A 14,400-nucleotide genomic window follows, 5' to 3' on the forward strand; every position below is an offset into this window, starting at 1 on the left:
TCGCCGGTCGCCCCTGCGCGCCGGCGTGCCCCCTAGATCCAGCCGCCCCACTGCAGCAGGAAGATCCCGATATTGGTGGTCACTGCCGCCATCACCGTGGTGATGACGATGATCGCCGCTGCCAGTTCATGATTGCCGTTGGCCGCCCGGGCCATGACGAAGCTTGCCGCCGCGGTGGGGCTGCCGAAGTACAGGAACAGGATTCCCAGTTCGGCCCCGCGAAAGCCGCAAAGCCAGGCGCCGAAAGTCGCCAGCGCCGGCAGGCTGATCATCTTCATCAGGCTGGAACTGATAGCCATCCGCCCGCTGTTGCGCAAGGCCGCCATGGACAGGGTGCCGCCAATGCAGATCAGCGCCAGCGGCAGGGTCATCTGCGCCAGGTACTGGCCCGAGGTCTGCAACCAGCCAGGCAGGCCGATCTGCCAGTAGGCGAATGGCCCGGCCGCCAGCACACTGACGATCAGCGGATTGCTGATCACGTTCTTGAAGATGCTCCAGGGGTCGGACTTGATCACCGGGCTGTAGACCGCCAGGACGATGGTCGACAGGGTGTTGTAGAAAAGGATCACCAGCGCCGCCAGCACCGCCCCCAGGGAGATGCCGTAGCTGCCATACATGCTGGCCGCCAGGGCCAGGCCGATGATCGCGTTGTTGCCGCGAAACGCGCCCTGGGTATAGATACCGCGATCCTCCCGCGGACAACGCCAGATCGCCCAGAGCCAGGCCAGGGCGAAGCACGCCAGGGTGGCCAGGGAAAAATACACCAGCACCCCGGGCTTGAGCGACGAACGCAGGTCGGCGTGGACGATACCCAGGAACAGCAACGCCGGCATGGTGACGTTGAACACCAGGGCCGAGGCGGTATGGATGAAGTTGTCGTTGATCCAGCCCACCCGCTTGAGCAACAGGCCCAGCAACAGCATGGCGAAGACGGGCGCGGTAATCGTCAGCGTTTCGAAAAAGATGGCCAGCATGGGCGGGTGGACCTTGATCCTGTCGTAAGGCGGCCAATGGTAATCCAATCATCCCGCGGCCGCTCGAGGAGCGAGCCGCCAACCCTTGGGCCAGAGGCCTCGCCAAACCGTCACTGCGGCCGGCGCGAAAAAACATCCTGCTTCGGATGCTTGCCATCTTGACGTGGAATGATTTTCGTTTATCCTCGATTTTAACTGTATATACATACAGTTAAATTCAAATAACCCATGACATATCAAGGAGCTAGAAATGTCAGGAATCTCTGCACAGAAGCAGCAACCGCAACATGCCGGCAAGATCATCGCCGACCTGGACCGCCTGTTCACCGAACAAGGCATCGCCATCAACGGCGATGGCGACAACCTGGTACTGGTCGCCGACGGCCACCACACCATCAAGTACCACCGCCCGGAACACCTGCCCCGTGAGCCACAGCCCGTAGCACCGGGCCAGCCATCGCTGCGCTTCGAAGGCGGTGAACACACCGCCATCGGCGACAGCACCCTGCTGCGTTTCGCCAAGGACGCCCCCGCCATCCCTGCCTGGCAAGTCGAACTGCACCTGCCCAACGGCCTGGCCCTGACCTACGGCCAGGTCGTCGCCCTGGGCGGTGACTTCTACGGTATTCCCGACCAGCCGATCTGCGATGGCGCGACCCCGGCCGAACGGGTGCAACGCTTCATCGCCGCATTCAACTCCCTGGCAGTGCTCCCCGCTTCCAAGGACGAGGCCCGGCAGATCCTGGCCGTGATGCAGAAGGAAATCGCCGCCGCCAACCAGGCCATCCGTGACGGCAAGCAACCCCACGAGGCCTATGACGCCCTCGGCGACAGCCTGTCCGAGGAATGGAACAAGATCACCGGCGGTGGCAGCGCGGTATCCGCGCTGTTCCCCCTGGGCCGCTACCTGAAGCTGGCCGCCAACAACGCCGACCATTTCGGCGAATGGGCGCTGGCGGCCTACACCGCCGGCCATACCGCCGCCCTGCAACAAGCGGTGCAGGCAGGCAAGACCGCGGATGACAAGCAACTGGAACTGGCCTATGCGATGAGCGCCTTCGCCGACCACTTCCTCACCGACCTGTTCTCCGCCGGCCATGTACGGGTGCCGCGCAAGCAAGTAGCGGCTGTGGTCACTCCCAGCGACCTGGGTTCGTTGATCACCCGCTTCATGCATGACGAGGACAGCAAGTTCGGCCTCAATGTCAGCAACGCCCAGGGCGATCGCTGGCACTCCTACGGCGACAAGCGCTATTTCGACAGCGTTGACCACCGCAATCGCCAGCTGGTGAAACTGGCGGTCCAACGCTCGGCCGACGAGATCTTCGCCAGCTACCTCAGCGGCAGCCTGCCGGCCCCGGCCAGCTATGCGGCGCTGAAAGTGGCACCGGACCTGAACGCCGCCAAGAGCGGCAACTTCTCGCCACTGTTCGTCACCAAGGGCGACCAGGTGCTGCGTCGCAGCGACGTCAACAACCTCAACGACAGCAAGACCATCGACAACTGGTGGGGCTGGAGCACCTACCTGCTGCTCAAGAACTACAGCCCCAACAAACCGGCGGGCTACCTTGAAGCCCCCAGTGCGATGCCTTCGATCGTCGCCGATGGCTGGCAGAGCCACACCCCCAGCGAACCGAACTGGCTGCCAGGCCACGCAGTGCGCTACGCCGTCAGCGAAACCAATGGCTTGAACGAGTCGTACATCGGCCCCTGGTCGGCCTATGTCGAGCTCGGCGACAGCTTCCAGCCGACCCTGGCGATCCCGGCCGGCACCAGCAACAGCGGCGCCAGCGGGCGCAATGTATTCCGCCAGTTCCGTGGCGGCTCACCGGAGCTGATCGGCTCCATCGACAAGAACGCCACCCGCTTCATCGACCGCAACGCCTGACAAGGACATCACCATGGCTATCAATCTGAACCTGCAACTGGCCTCCGGCCAATCCCTCAAGGGCGCTCCGCTGGAGCTGCTGCTCAACGGCGCGCCCATCGCCCGGGCCAGCGTCGACGAACGCGGCAACGTGGCCTTCAACGCCAAGCCGGGCAGCGGCCAGCTGGCGGTGCGGGTCGACCGCACTATCCTCAAGAACGGCTGACACCCGCGAAAAAAAGGCCCGCCCGGCAGCTACTGCCGGGCGGGCCTTCGTACATCCGGACGGTGATCAGGCGCTCAGGGGCTGCTCCACCAGCTGGCCCTGGTCGATGCGAACATGCCGCGGATGGAAACGCTTGAGGCTGCTGCGGTGGCCGACACTGACGATGCTCAACCCCGGCAGCTGGTCGATCAACGCCTGGTACAACGCCGCTTCGTCTTCTTCATCCATGGCCGAGGTGGCCTCGTCCATGTACAGCCACTGCGGTGCATACAACAGCGCCCGGGCAAAGGCCAGGCGCTGCTGTTCGCCCGGAGAAAGCATGCGCTGCCAGTGATTGGGCTCATCCAGGCGCGGTACCAGATGCGCCAAGCGGCAAGTATCCAGCACTTGCTCGTAGCGCTCCTGGGCATAGCTGTCGCCCGCTTGTGGATAACTCAGGGCCTCACGCAGGCTGCCAATGGGCAGGTAGGGTTTTTGCGGCAGGAACAGCGCACGCTGGTCCGGCAAGCGGATATTGCCGTGGCCCGCCGGCCACAGGCGTCCCATGGCCCGCAGCAGGGTGCTTTTGCCACTGCCGGAACGGCCGCTGAGCATCAGTCGCTCGCCCGGGCTCACGGTCATCTGCGCACCAGCCAGCAGGTGCCGGCCATCGGCCAGGTCCAGGCCCAGGTCATGCACTTGCAGCTGCTTGCCCTCGGTTCGCACGTCGATGGCCGGGGGGCGTTCCTCGTTGTCGCTCATGGCCTGGCGGAAACTCAGCAGACGGTCGCAAGTGGCGCGCCAGGCTGCGAGGTCGGAATAGGCCGTGATGAACCAGCTGAAGTTCTCCTGGACGTTGCCGAAGGCCGAGTTGATCTGCATCAGTTCGCCCAGCTCGATCTTGCCGGCGAAGTAACGTGGGGCCGCGACGATGAAGGGGAAGATGATCGCGATCTGGCCATAACCGGCCGTGAAGAAGGTCAGGCGCTTGGATACCTTCATGATGTCCCAGAAGTTGTGCCAGACCTTGCCGAAACGACTGCTCAGGCGCTGGTTCTCATTCTTCTCGCCGTCATACAGGGCAATGCTCTCGGCGTTTTCCCGGACCCGCACCATGGAGAAACGCAGGTCGGCCTCGAAACGTTGCTGCTGGTTGTTCAGGCCGATCAACCGGCGCCCGATCAGGTGGGTCAGCCAGCTGCCGACCAGGGCGTACACCAGGGCGCACCAGAACATGTAGCCGGGAATGGTATAGCCCAGCACCTCGATGCTGCCGGACACGCCCCAGAGGATGATGGAAAAGGACACCAGGCTGACCAGGTTGCGGATCAGCCCCAGGCCCAGCGCCAGGGTGTTGGTGGTGAAGCTGTTGAGGTCCTCGGAAATCCGCTGGTCGGGGTTGTCGGTATAACCGCCCTGCTCCAGCTGGTAGTAGTTCTTGTTGTCCAGCCAACGGGCGAAGTGCTTCTCGGTGAGCCAGGCCCGCCAGCGGATGGTCAGCATCTGGGTCAGGTACAGGCGGTACACCGCGCCCAGGATCGCCACCGCGGCAATGCCGCAGAAATACAGGATCAGGTGCCAGAATGCCGCTTCGTCCTTCTTCTGCAAGGCGTTGTAGAAATCCTTGTACCAGCTGTTGATCCACACCGAGATCGCCACGCTGAACAGCGACAAGCCGACCACCGCGATCAGCAGCAGCCAGGCCTTGCCCTTTTCCTCGCTGCGCCAGTAGGGCACGGTCATGGCCCACACCCGACGGAAGAATTGCCCGCGCACGGCATCGTTGACCGCAGAGTATTCAGCGTTCTGATTCATCATTGGAGCTCGATTGAGAGGGGGGAAAGCATCGAGCCGATCATAGTCGATCGGCTCGCTTTTTCACCTGTCCTGGAGGACACGGCGCCCGGCGCGGATCAGCGGCGGACGGGGCGCTTCTGCAGCTTGCGCTGCAAGGTACGGCGGTGCATGCCCAGGGCCCGGGCAGTGGCGGAGATGTTGCCTTCGTGCTCGGTCAGCACCCGCTGGATGTGCTCCCACTGCAGGCGGTCCACCGACATCGGGTTTTCCGGCACCAGGGTGTCGAGGTCGGCATGCTCGGACAGCAGCGCCGCCAGTACATCGTCGGCGTCCGCCGGCTTGCACAGGTAATTGCAGGCGCCGCGCTTGATCGCCTCCACCGCGGTGGCGATGCTCGAGTAGCCGGTGAGGATCAGCACGCGCATCTCCGGGTCCAGCTCCAGCAGCTTGGGCAGCAGCACCAGGCCGGAATCGCCGTCCATCTTCAGGTCCAGCGCGGCATAGTCCGGCAGGTCCTGCTGGGCCAGCGCCAGGCCCTCTTCGGCGGAACCCGCGGTACTGACGCGAAAGCCTCGACGGCTCATGGCTCGCGCCATCACGCGGGTAAAGGTAGCGTCATCATCCACCAGCAACAGGTGCGGCAGTTCCTCGCCTTCGACTTGGTTCTCTTCACTCATGGTCGTCTCCTCGGGCGGCACGGGGCAGGCGCAGCTCGGTGAGCGTACCGCCTTCCTCATGACTGTAGAGTTTTACTGAGCCACCAGCGCGGGTCACGCTGGCCTTGCTCAAGAACAGGCCCAGGCCGAAACCTTTGCCCTTGGTGGTAAAAAACGGTTTGCCAATCTGCTCGGCGATGGCCAAGGGTACTCCGGCGCCATGGTCGCGGATACTGATGGTCAGGTCGTCCGCATTCCAGTCCAGGCGCACCTCCAGGCCTTCGGGGCAGGCATCGGCGGCATTGTTGAGCAAGTTCAGCAGCGCCTGGGTCAGGTCCGGCGGCGGTGCCAGGCGTGGCATCGGGCCCTGGCCCAGCAGGTGGAAACGATAGCTGGCCTCAGGACGCATCAAGTGCCAACGGTTCAGGGCTTCGTCGAGCCACTGGGTCACATCCTGCATCTCTACCGCCATCCGCCGATTGGCTTCGGCGGCACGTACCAGTTGCTGCAAGGTTTCCTTGCACAGCTTGACCTGGTCCTGGAGCACGCTGAGGTCCTCCTGCAACAACGGATCGGGATGGTCCTGGCGCATTTCCTTGAGCAACACACTCATGGTCGCCAGCGGCGTACCCAGCTCATGGGCGGCGCCGGCGGCCTGGGTGGCCACGGCCAGCAACTGCTGGTCGCGCAGCCCTTCCTCGCGGCGGATCGCCCGCAGTTCTTCCTGGCGCCGCAGCTCCTCGGCCATCCGTGCGGCAAAGAAGGTGATCACCGCCGCGGCCAGGGCAAAGCTCAGCCACATGCCGTAGACCTGCAGGTTCTCGCGGGCGATGGGCAGGGTCTGCAAGGGATAGAACCACGCCAGCAACAGGGTATAGAGGGCCAGGGCAATCCCGGAAAGTGCCACCGAATAGCGCCAGGGCAGGGTCACCGCGGCGATGGTCAGGGGCACCAGGTAATAGGAGACGAAAGGATTGGTGGAGCCGCCGGAGAAATACAGCAGCACGCTGTGGATAAATAGATCGCAAGCCAGTTGCAGGGCATATTCGAGCTCCGTCACCGGCCATGAGGTGCGCAAACGGATGGCGGTGAAGGCACACAGCACCATGGAGAACACCAGGGTGATGCCCAGTTGCAACCAGGGCAGCGGCAGCAGGTCGAGCCAGTAGGCAAGCCCCACCGAACCGGCCTGAGCGGCCAGAACCAGGGTGCGGATGAAGGTCAGGCGCCAGAGGTTCTGGCGAGTTGCAGACAGCAATTTTACGGGGGCGAGCATGAGCTCTCCTGATGAGCGCTCCAGGGCAATCGGCGGGAGTATAACCAAGCAGCCCCCAACGCAGGCAAACTGCGGCAAAGCGCCACAGGAAAAGCAGCGGCAAGCGGCAAGCTTTGAGCTACAAGCACAAGTCCCGGAATAAGGGAGGCCAAGGTGTATCAAAGTTGTAATGGGTGCAACTGGGAATAAAAGCTAGAGTCATATCGCTCACGCAGGCGCGAACTTTCGGCTTGCGGACTGCACTCAAGGAGATCCCATGCAGCCTTTCACTCGCAGCGTCGCCCTTCTGGCCCTTGGCGCCGGCACCCTCACCAGCCTGCCTGCCCTGGCCGCCGATGAATTGCATTACAACCAGGTTTCCCTGCGCGCCGAAGCCAGCCAGGAAGTGGCCCGGGACCTGATGATCGTGACCCTCTACAGCGAGTCGCAGAACTCCGATCCAGCCAAGCTGGCGGCAGAAATCAGCACCACCATGAACAAGGCCCTGGAACAGGCGCGCCAGGTCAAGGAAGTGACCCTGAGCCAGGGTAGCCGCAACAGCTACCCGATCTACGACAGCAAGGGCCAGAAGATCACCGGCTGGCGCGAGCGCGCGGAACTGCGCCTGGAAAGCTCCAACTTCGCCGCCCTGTCCAAGCTGACCGGCGAACTCTTGACCGACCTGAAGATGGACGGCATGGACTTCGCCATCGCCCCTGCGACCCGCAAGGCCAGCGAGGATGCCCTGCTCAAGGACGCGGTCCAGGCATTCAAGGCCCGGGCCCAGCTGGCGACCGAGGCCCTGGGTGGCAAGGGCTACAAGATCGTCAACCTGAACCTCAACAGCAACGGCTATCCACAGCCCTACCTGCGCGCACCGATGATGAAGGCCGCCAGCGCGGACTTCGCTTCCTCTTCCGTCACCCCGGAAGTCGAAGCCGGCACCAGCAAGGTCAACATGACCGCCGACGGCGCCATCGAAGTGCTGATGCAATAAGCCACGCATCAACCACGCAAAACGGCGACCCCGGGCAAACGTGGTCGCCGTTTTGCGTTTCTACCTGTCGTCTGGCGAATTAGAAAAACTCGCGTCGTTGTGTATGAATCCAACCAGCAAGGTGATGTTACAGTGACGCCCCGTCATGGATCTGTCATACGTTGCTGACGTCCGCCAGATACACGCCGGGTATTTTTACTGCAGCTTTCCAATAAGAGTCTCTTCAATGACCGCAGATCGCATCGGCGAACGCCTGCGCCGCTATCGCCGCGCCGCCAAGAAAACCCTGCGTCAGATTGCCAGCGAGTCCGGTCTGACTGCCAGCTTTCTCTCCCAGGCAGAACGCAATCTCACCGGCGTGTCCATTTCATCCCTGGTCAACATCGCCAAGTCCCTGAATGTTCCACTGAACGCCCTGTTCGACCAGCCAATCCAGGCACAGCCCGACTCCCACGACGGCGAACGGGTGCGCTACACCATCGAGGGCCAGCCGCTGGCCTATGAACGACTGTCCAGTTCATTTCCCGGAAACATGATCAACGCGGTGAAGATGAACATCTCAGTGGGATATCAATCAGAACTCATCTCCCATGATGGGTCGGAGTTTTCCTACGTTCTCTCTGGACAGATCGTATACACCATCGAAGGCCGGCAATACCCCCTGGGTCCCGGCGACTCGGTGCACTTCGATGCTACCAAGGCCCACTTCCTGGCCAATGTCGGCGACGGTCCGGCGGAAGTCCTGACCGTCACCACCATGGGCCTGTTCGACGACCTCCCCGCCTCCTGAAACCCATTCCCGCCATGCCTGCCGAGCCTCAAGGACGAGGCTTTGCGCAGGAGAAAAGTTAGTCATGCTTAATTTTCGTTGACCGCAATTTCAGCATGACTTAATTTCGGCATCGGCGAGTGACCACGCAAACACATGACAGGCACTCGCCATCGCCGCAAAGGCTCCATGGGTTCATCCATTCCCCATGGCAAGGCGAGTTGCCACGGCCCACAAGGCCACCCTCAGGTAAGCCCTAGAAAAAGAAAAAATGAGGTTTGCATGTGTAAGTTCCACCCATTCCAGGTTTGGCAAGCCGCCGGTCTGAGCCTCGGCTCCCCGCTGCCCCACGCCGTTGGCAACCATTACCCCGCGTCTTTCCTTCCGGCCGCCATGGCGTTGCAGTTCTCCTGCAGGGCCGCCCGTGCACCGGAAAATCCGCTGCGCAAGTCGCTCGCCGCCCGCCCAAGGCATGCACCATTACGGGGCTCAATCGCCCATGCATGCCCACAAAAAAGGCGGCAAATGCACCATAAAGAACCGACGCAAACGATCAAATGCGTCAAGTTTTATACAAATGCGTCATTCCTGTACGTTCGTTCCACTCTTTGATACCTGCGCCGGCCCCACATCTTGCATTGGGTATGGGGCCTGCATAAGTATCGGCGGGTCGACTCACAAGGTCGCCCTCAACACAAACAATGACAACAAATCATGAGGCCACCATGTTCAAACAAGCAGTCATTCCGTTTTTAGTCAGCGCCGGTCTGCTGGCCAGCGCCCCCATCGCCCAGGCGGCGACTAATCTGGTGTTCTGCTCCGAGGGCAGCCCTGCCGGTTTCGACCCGGGCCAGTACACCACCGGAACCGACTTCGACGCCTCGGCCGAGACCCTGTTCAACCGTCTCAGCCAGTTCGAACGTGGCGGCACCGCGGTCATCCCGGGCCTGGCCACCAGCTGGGACATCTCCGAAGACGGCCTGACCTACACCTTCCACCTGCGTGAAGGCGTCAAGTTCCATACCACGCCCTACTTCACCCCGACCCGCAACTTCAATGCCGACGACGTGGTGTTCACCTTCACCCGGATGATCGACAAGGACATGCCGTTCCGTAAGGCATACCCGACCGAATTCCCGTACTTCACCGACATGGGGATGGACACCAACATCACCAAGATCGAGAAACTCGACGACAAGACCGTGCGTTTCTCGCTGAAGAGCGTCGACGCCGCGTTCATCCAGAACCTGGCCATGAGCTTCGCCTCCATCCAGTCCGCCGAATACGCCGACAAGCTGCTCAAGGAAGGCAAGACCAGCGACATCAACCAGAAGCCGATCGGTACCGGCCCATTCGTGTTCAAGAGCTACCAGAAAGACTCGAACATCCGCTACACCGGCAACAAGGACTACTGGAAACCTGAAGACGTGAAGATCGACAACCTGATCTTCGCCATCACCACCGACCCATCGGTGCGTATCCAGAAGCTGAAGAAGAACGAATGCCAGGTCACCCTCTTCCCACGTCCGGCCGACCTCAAGGCCCTCAAGGAAGACAAGGACCTGAAGATGCCTGAACAGGCCGGCTTCAACCTGGGTTATGTCGCCTACAACGTGATGCCGGTCCTCAAGGGCCGCACCGACGCCAACCCTCTGGCCGACCTCAAGGTACGCCAGGCCCTGGACATGGCGGTGAACAAGCCGCAGATCATCGATTCGGTGTACCAGGGCGCCGGCCAGCTGGCGGTCAACGCCATGCCGCCGACCGAGTGGTCCTACGACACCACCATCAAGGACGCCAAGTACGATCCCGAGAAAGCCCGCCAACTGCTCAAGGAAGCCGGCGTCAAGGAAGGTACCCAGATCACCCTGTGGGCCATGCCGGTACAGCGTCCCTACAACCCCAACGCCAAGCTGATGGCAGAAATGCTGCAGTCAGACTGGGCGAAGATCGGCCTGAAGGTGAACATCGTCAGCTATGAGTGGGGCGAGTACATCAAGCGTTCCAAGGGCGGCGAGAACCAGGCGATGATCATCGGCTGGAGCGGTGACAACGGTGACCCCGACAACTGGCTGGGCACCCTGTTCGGCTGCGACTCCATGAACGGCAACAACTTCTCGAAATGGTGTGACAAGCCTTACGACGCTTTGATCAAGCAAGCCAAGGCCACATCGGATGTCGCTAAACGCACCGAGCTGTACAAGCAGGCGCAGCACATCCTCAAAGACGCAGTCCCGATGACACCTATCGCACACTCGACGGTGTTCCAACCCATGCGCGCCAACGTGCAGGACTTCAAGATCAGCCCGTTCGGCTTGAACTCCTTCTACGGCGTGAGCATCAGCAAGTAACTTGCGACGACGGTGGCGTCCTGACGCCACCGTCGCCTTGCCCCCCGAAAGAGTCCGCCCCGGCATCGACGCAACTGCGCTACCTCGCAGCCGCGCGATCCCGGAGCCGTACCCGAAAAGACTTGCAGAGCCCGCGCCGGATACGGCCCTGGCCTTCAACTTGCAAGGGCGACGGTGGGCATTTTTGCAACCATGGTTTGGCATCAATGGCCTGTACAGGCTCCAGGAAGGAGCCATGGTCCCTTGATCATCACAACAAAAAATGGAGATGGATCGTCATGCGTCACTCCTTGATCATCCCGGTATTGCTGGGCAGCAGCTTGTTGGTCGCCAGTTCGTTGGGCCAGGCTGCCGATCGCAGCCTGGTGTTCTGCTCCGAAGGCAGCCCGGCCGGCTTCGACACCGCGCAATACACCACCGCCACCGACAACGATGCCGCCGAGCCGTTGTACAACCGCCTGGTGGAGTTCGAGCGAGGCGCGACCAACGTCCTGCCCGCCCTCGCCACGCGCTGGGACATCTCCGAGGATGGCCTGAAGTACAGCTTCCACCTGCGCGAGGGCGTGAAGTTCCACGGCACCTCGTACTTCAAGCCAACCCGTGACTTCAATGCCGACGACGTGCTGTTCACCTTCAACCGCATGCTCGACGCCGACCATCCGTTCCGCCGTGCCTACCCGACGGAGTTCCCCTACTTCAACGGCATGAGCCTGAACAAGAACATCGCCAAGGTCGAGAAGACCGACCCGCTGACCGTGGTCATCACCCTGAATACCGTGGATGCGGCGTTCATCCAGAACCTGGCCATGAGCTTCGCCTCGATCCTTTCCGCCGAATACGCCGAGCACCTGCTCAAGGCCGGCACCCCGAGCCAGATCAACCAGAAACCCATCGGCACCGGTCCCTTCGTCTTCCAGCGCTACCAGAAGGATTCGCAGATCCGCTACACCGCCAACCCGCACTACTGGGACCCGAGCCGGGTCAAGCTCGACCGCCTGATCTTCGCCATCAACACCGATGCCTCGGTGCGGGTGCAGAAGCTGCGCGCCGGCGAATGCCAGGTCACCCTGCACCCGCGCCCGGCGGATGTCGAGGCCCTGAAGAGCGATCCGAAACTGCAAGTGATCGAGAAGCCCGGATTCAACCTCGGCTACATCGCCTACAACGTGCAGCACAAGCCGTTCGACCGCCTGGAAGTGCGCCAGGCGCTGGACATGGCGGTGAACAAGCCGGCCATCCTCAATGCCGTGTACCAGGGTGCCGGCCAGTTGGCGGTCAACGCCATGCCGCCGACCCAGTGGTCCTACGACGACAGCATCAAGGATGCCGCCTACAACCCGGACAAGGCCCGCGAGCTGCTCAAGGCCGCCGGAGTCAAGGAAGGCACGGAGATCAACCTGTGGGCCATGCCTGTGCAGCGCCCTTACAACCCCAACGCCAAGCTGATGGCCGAGATGCTGCAAGCGGACTGGGCGAAGATCGGCCTCAAGGTGAAGATCGTCAGCTACGAATGGGGCGAATACATCAAGCGCACCAAGAACGGCGAGCACGACGTCAGCCTGATCGGCTGGACTGGCGACAACGGTGACCCGGACAACTGGCTGGGCACCCTGTACAGCTGCGATGCCATTGGCGGCAACAACTATTCGATGTGGTGCGACCCGCAGTACGACAAGCTGATCAAGCAGGCCAAGATCGTCACCGACCGCGACCAGCGCACCTTGTTGTACAAGCAGGCCCAGCAACTGCTCAAGCAACAGGTGCCGATCACCCCTATCGCCCATTCGACGATCAACCAGCCGTTGAGCGCGAAAGTCGAGGGCTTCAAGGTCAGCCCCTTTGGCCGCAACTCCTTTTCCGGGGTCGGCCTGACCCCATAACCGATGAGCTTAGAACCCTGAGGGCGTTGCTCGCCCTCATGCAGGCGTATTGCCTGGATTCAGAGAATGAGCCCTCTGCAAACGTTTGCGATGCCTTGAATGAGTTCCAAAAAGCCAGCCGGCCGAAAAAAACCGGCAAGTAAAAAAACAAAACAAAGGAGCATCACCCATGAAACTGAGCAGCAGCGCATTGTTAGCCCTGGCCATCAGTAGCATCACTGCTACGGCCTATGCAGAGAGCGTCAGCCAGGACTTCGTCCCGACTGAACTGAACAGCAAGAATGCCCAGGCCGAGTCCAAGGGGTTCATCGAAGGCCAGAGCCTGTCCGGGAGCACCCGTAACTGGTACGCCAACGAGTTGAAGCGTCGTAACGACCGTTTCTCCTACAACCACAACGGCCAGCCGACCTCCACATCACGCCGTATCAACTGGGTGCAGGGCACCATCCTCAACTACACCTCCGGCTTCACCGAAGGCACCGTTGGGGTCAGTACCGAAGTCGCCGCCTACAACGCCATTGCCCTGGATCGTGACCGCAAGGACATCGCCGGCAAGAACAACCGTACCCTGACCCACTCCGACGGCGACGCCGTGGGCCAGTGGAGCAAGCTGGGCCTGGCCAACGTCAAGTTTCGCGTATCCAACACCACCCTGACCGTCGGCCGGCAGAACGTCAGCACGCCGATCGTCGATGTCATCGGCAACCGTCCGCTGCCTTCGAGCTTCGAAGGGGCCAGTATCCACAGCGAAGAATTCAACAACCTGTCGTTCGACGCGGGCACCTATGACCGGGTATCGCCACGGACCGAACAGAGCCTGTCGAAATTCCGCTCCGAATACACCAACAACACCGCCGAGACCGACCGCGTCAGCGTGATCGGCGCCAACTACCAGCCGCTCAAGAGCCTGAAGACCAGCCTCTACGCCTCCAAGGTGGAAGACTTCTGGAACCAGTACTACTTCGGCTTCACCCACGAACTGGGCGACAGCTCGGTGCTGGGCCTGACCACCGGCCTGAACTACTACAAGACCGTCGATACCGGCAAGAAAGAGATGGGCGAGATCGACAACGATACCTACTCGCTGTCCCTGGGCCTGGCCCACCAAGCCCACAGCCTGACCTTCTCCTACCAGGCGGTGAACGGTAACGAGTACTTCGACTACCTGCACGAAACCAACGGCATCTACCTGGCCAACTCCCTGCTCTCGGACTTCAACGGCCCGAACGAGAAGTCGTTCCAGATCGCCTACGGCCTGAACATGGCCGAGTACGGCGTGCCCGGCCTCAAGTTCAACATCTACCAGGCCCGTGGCTGGGGCATCGACGGTACCCACTACAAGGGCACCGCCTACGGTGGCTTGAACTCCGAAGGCAAATTGGTCGGCGTCAGCACCATGGACGGCGAAACCCACTACGAATACGGCATCGGCGCCAGCTACGCGGTGCAGAGCGGCCCGCTCAAGGCCACCGCGATCCGCGCGACCTACACCACCCACCGCGCCAGCAAGTACCAGGCCGACGGCAACATCAACGAGTTCCGCCTGGTCACCACGGTTCCATTCAATATCCTATAACCCACCAGTCGAACGGCGGACTCATGACGAGTCCGCCCTTCAAGCTACGCTGGTTCCATCGTTCGAAAGGGGT

11 protein-coding genes are annotated in these 14,400 nt (G+C 61.7%); 7 read left to right on the top strand and 4 right to left on the bottom strand.

Features of this window, described 5'->3' with window-relative positions; translation table 11 throughout:
- Nucleotides 1-32 precede the first annotated feature (32 nt).
- The gene (locus tag CAG11_RS11070; RefSeq protein WP_085596327.1) at nt 33-974 is read right to left on the bottom strand and encodes an AEC family transporter; all 942 of its coding nucleotides are present in this window, start codon (nt 972-974) and stop codon (nt 33-35) included.
- A gap of 250 nt (nt 975-1,224) precedes the next feature.
- Here CAG11_RS11070 and CAG11_RS11075 point away from each other — a divergent pair, with 250 nt between their 5' ends.
- Both CAG11_RS11075 and CAG11_RS11080 read left to right on the top strand, forming a co-directional pair.
- Complete coding sequence (locus CAG11_RS11075; protein ID WP_085596328.1) at nt 1,225-2,862, top strand: phospholipase; 1,638 nt, start codon at nt 1,225-1,227, stop codon at nt 2,860-2,862.
- Between the two features lie 13 nt (nt 2,863-2,875).
- Nucleotides 2,876-3,067 (top strand): hypothetical protein, encoded by a 192-nt coding sequence (locus CAG11_RS11080; RefSeq protein WP_022642299.1) that lies wholly within the window; start codon nt 2,876-2,878, stop codon nt 3,065-3,067.
- A 66-nt stretch (nt 3,068-3,133) separates the two neighbouring features.
- Here the strand turns inward: CAG11_RS11080 and CAG11_RS11085 are convergent, their stop codons facing one another.
- The 3 genes from CAG11_RS11085 to CAG11_RS11095 form a co-directional block, all read right to left on the bottom strand.
- Nucleotides 3,134-4,861: an ABC transporter ATP-binding protein/permease gene (locus tag CAG11_RS11085; RefSeq protein ID WP_085596329.1), complete on the bottom strand. Its 1,728-nt coding sequence runs from the start codon at nt 4,859-4,861 to the stop codon at nt 3,134-3,136.
- A gap of 98 nt (nt 4,862-4,959) precedes the next feature.
- Nucleotides 4,960-5,520 carry a response regulator transcription factor gene (locus tag CAG11_RS11090; protein WP_053138573.1) on the bottom strand — a complete coding sequence of 187 codons (561 nt, stop codon included), beginning with the start codon at nt 5,518-5,520 and terminating at the stop codon, nt 4,960-4,962.
- Nucleotides 5,513-6,775: an ATP-binding protein gene (locus tag CAG11_RS11095; protein ID WP_085596330.1), complete on the bottom strand. Its 1,263-nt coding sequence runs from the start codon at nt 6,773-6,775 to the stop codon at nt 5,513-5,515. Before CAG11_RS11095 ends, CAG11_RS11090 begins: the two co-directional genes overlap by 8 nt.
- 256 nt (nt 6,776-7,031) lie before the next feature.
- Between CAG11_RS11095 and CAG11_RS11100 the strand changes: the two genes are divergently transcribed.
- From CAG11_RS11100 to CAG11_RS11125, 5 genes are all read left to right on the top strand, one after another.
- Nucleotides 7,032-7,751: an SIMPL domain-containing protein gene (locus CAG11_RS11100; protein WP_085596331.1), complete on the top strand. Its 720-nt coding sequence runs from the start codon at nt 7,032-7,034 to the stop codon at nt 7,749-7,751.
- A 226-nt stretch (nt 7,752-7,977) separates the two neighbouring features.
- Nucleotides 7,978-8,541 (top strand): helix-turn-helix domain-containing protein, encoded by a 564-nt coding sequence (locus CAG11_RS11105; protein ID WP_022642296.1) that lies wholly within the window; start codon nt 7,978-7,980, stop codon nt 8,539-8,541.
- A 704-nt stretch (nt 8,542-9,245) separates the two neighbouring features.
- Entirely contained in the window at nt 9,246-10,871 is a 1,626-nt protein-coding gene (locus CAG11_RS11115) for an ABC transporter substrate-binding protein (RefSeq protein WP_053138570.1), read from the top strand.
- Nucleotides 10,872-11,149: 278 nt separating this feature from the next.
- Nucleotides 11,150-12,751, top strand: a complete 1,602-nt coding sequence (locus CAG11_RS11120; RefSeq protein WP_085596333.1) for an ABC transporter substrate-binding protein — start codon at nt 11,150-11,152, stop codon at nt 12,749-12,751.
- Between the two features lie 169 nt (nt 12,752-12,920).
- Complete coding sequence (locus CAG11_RS11125) at nt 12,921-14,327, top strand: OprD family porin (RefSeq protein WP_085596334.1); 1,407 nt, start codon at nt 12,921-12,923, stop codon at nt 14,325-14,327.
- Nucleotides 14,328-14,400: the final 73 nt, after the last annotated feature.

The sequence above is a fragment of the Pseudomonas sp. B6(2017) genome (assembly GCF_002112765.1).
Lineage (GTDB): Bacteria > Pseudomonadota > Gammaproteobacteria > Pseudomonadales > Pseudomonadaceae > Aquipseudomonas > Aquipseudomonas piscis.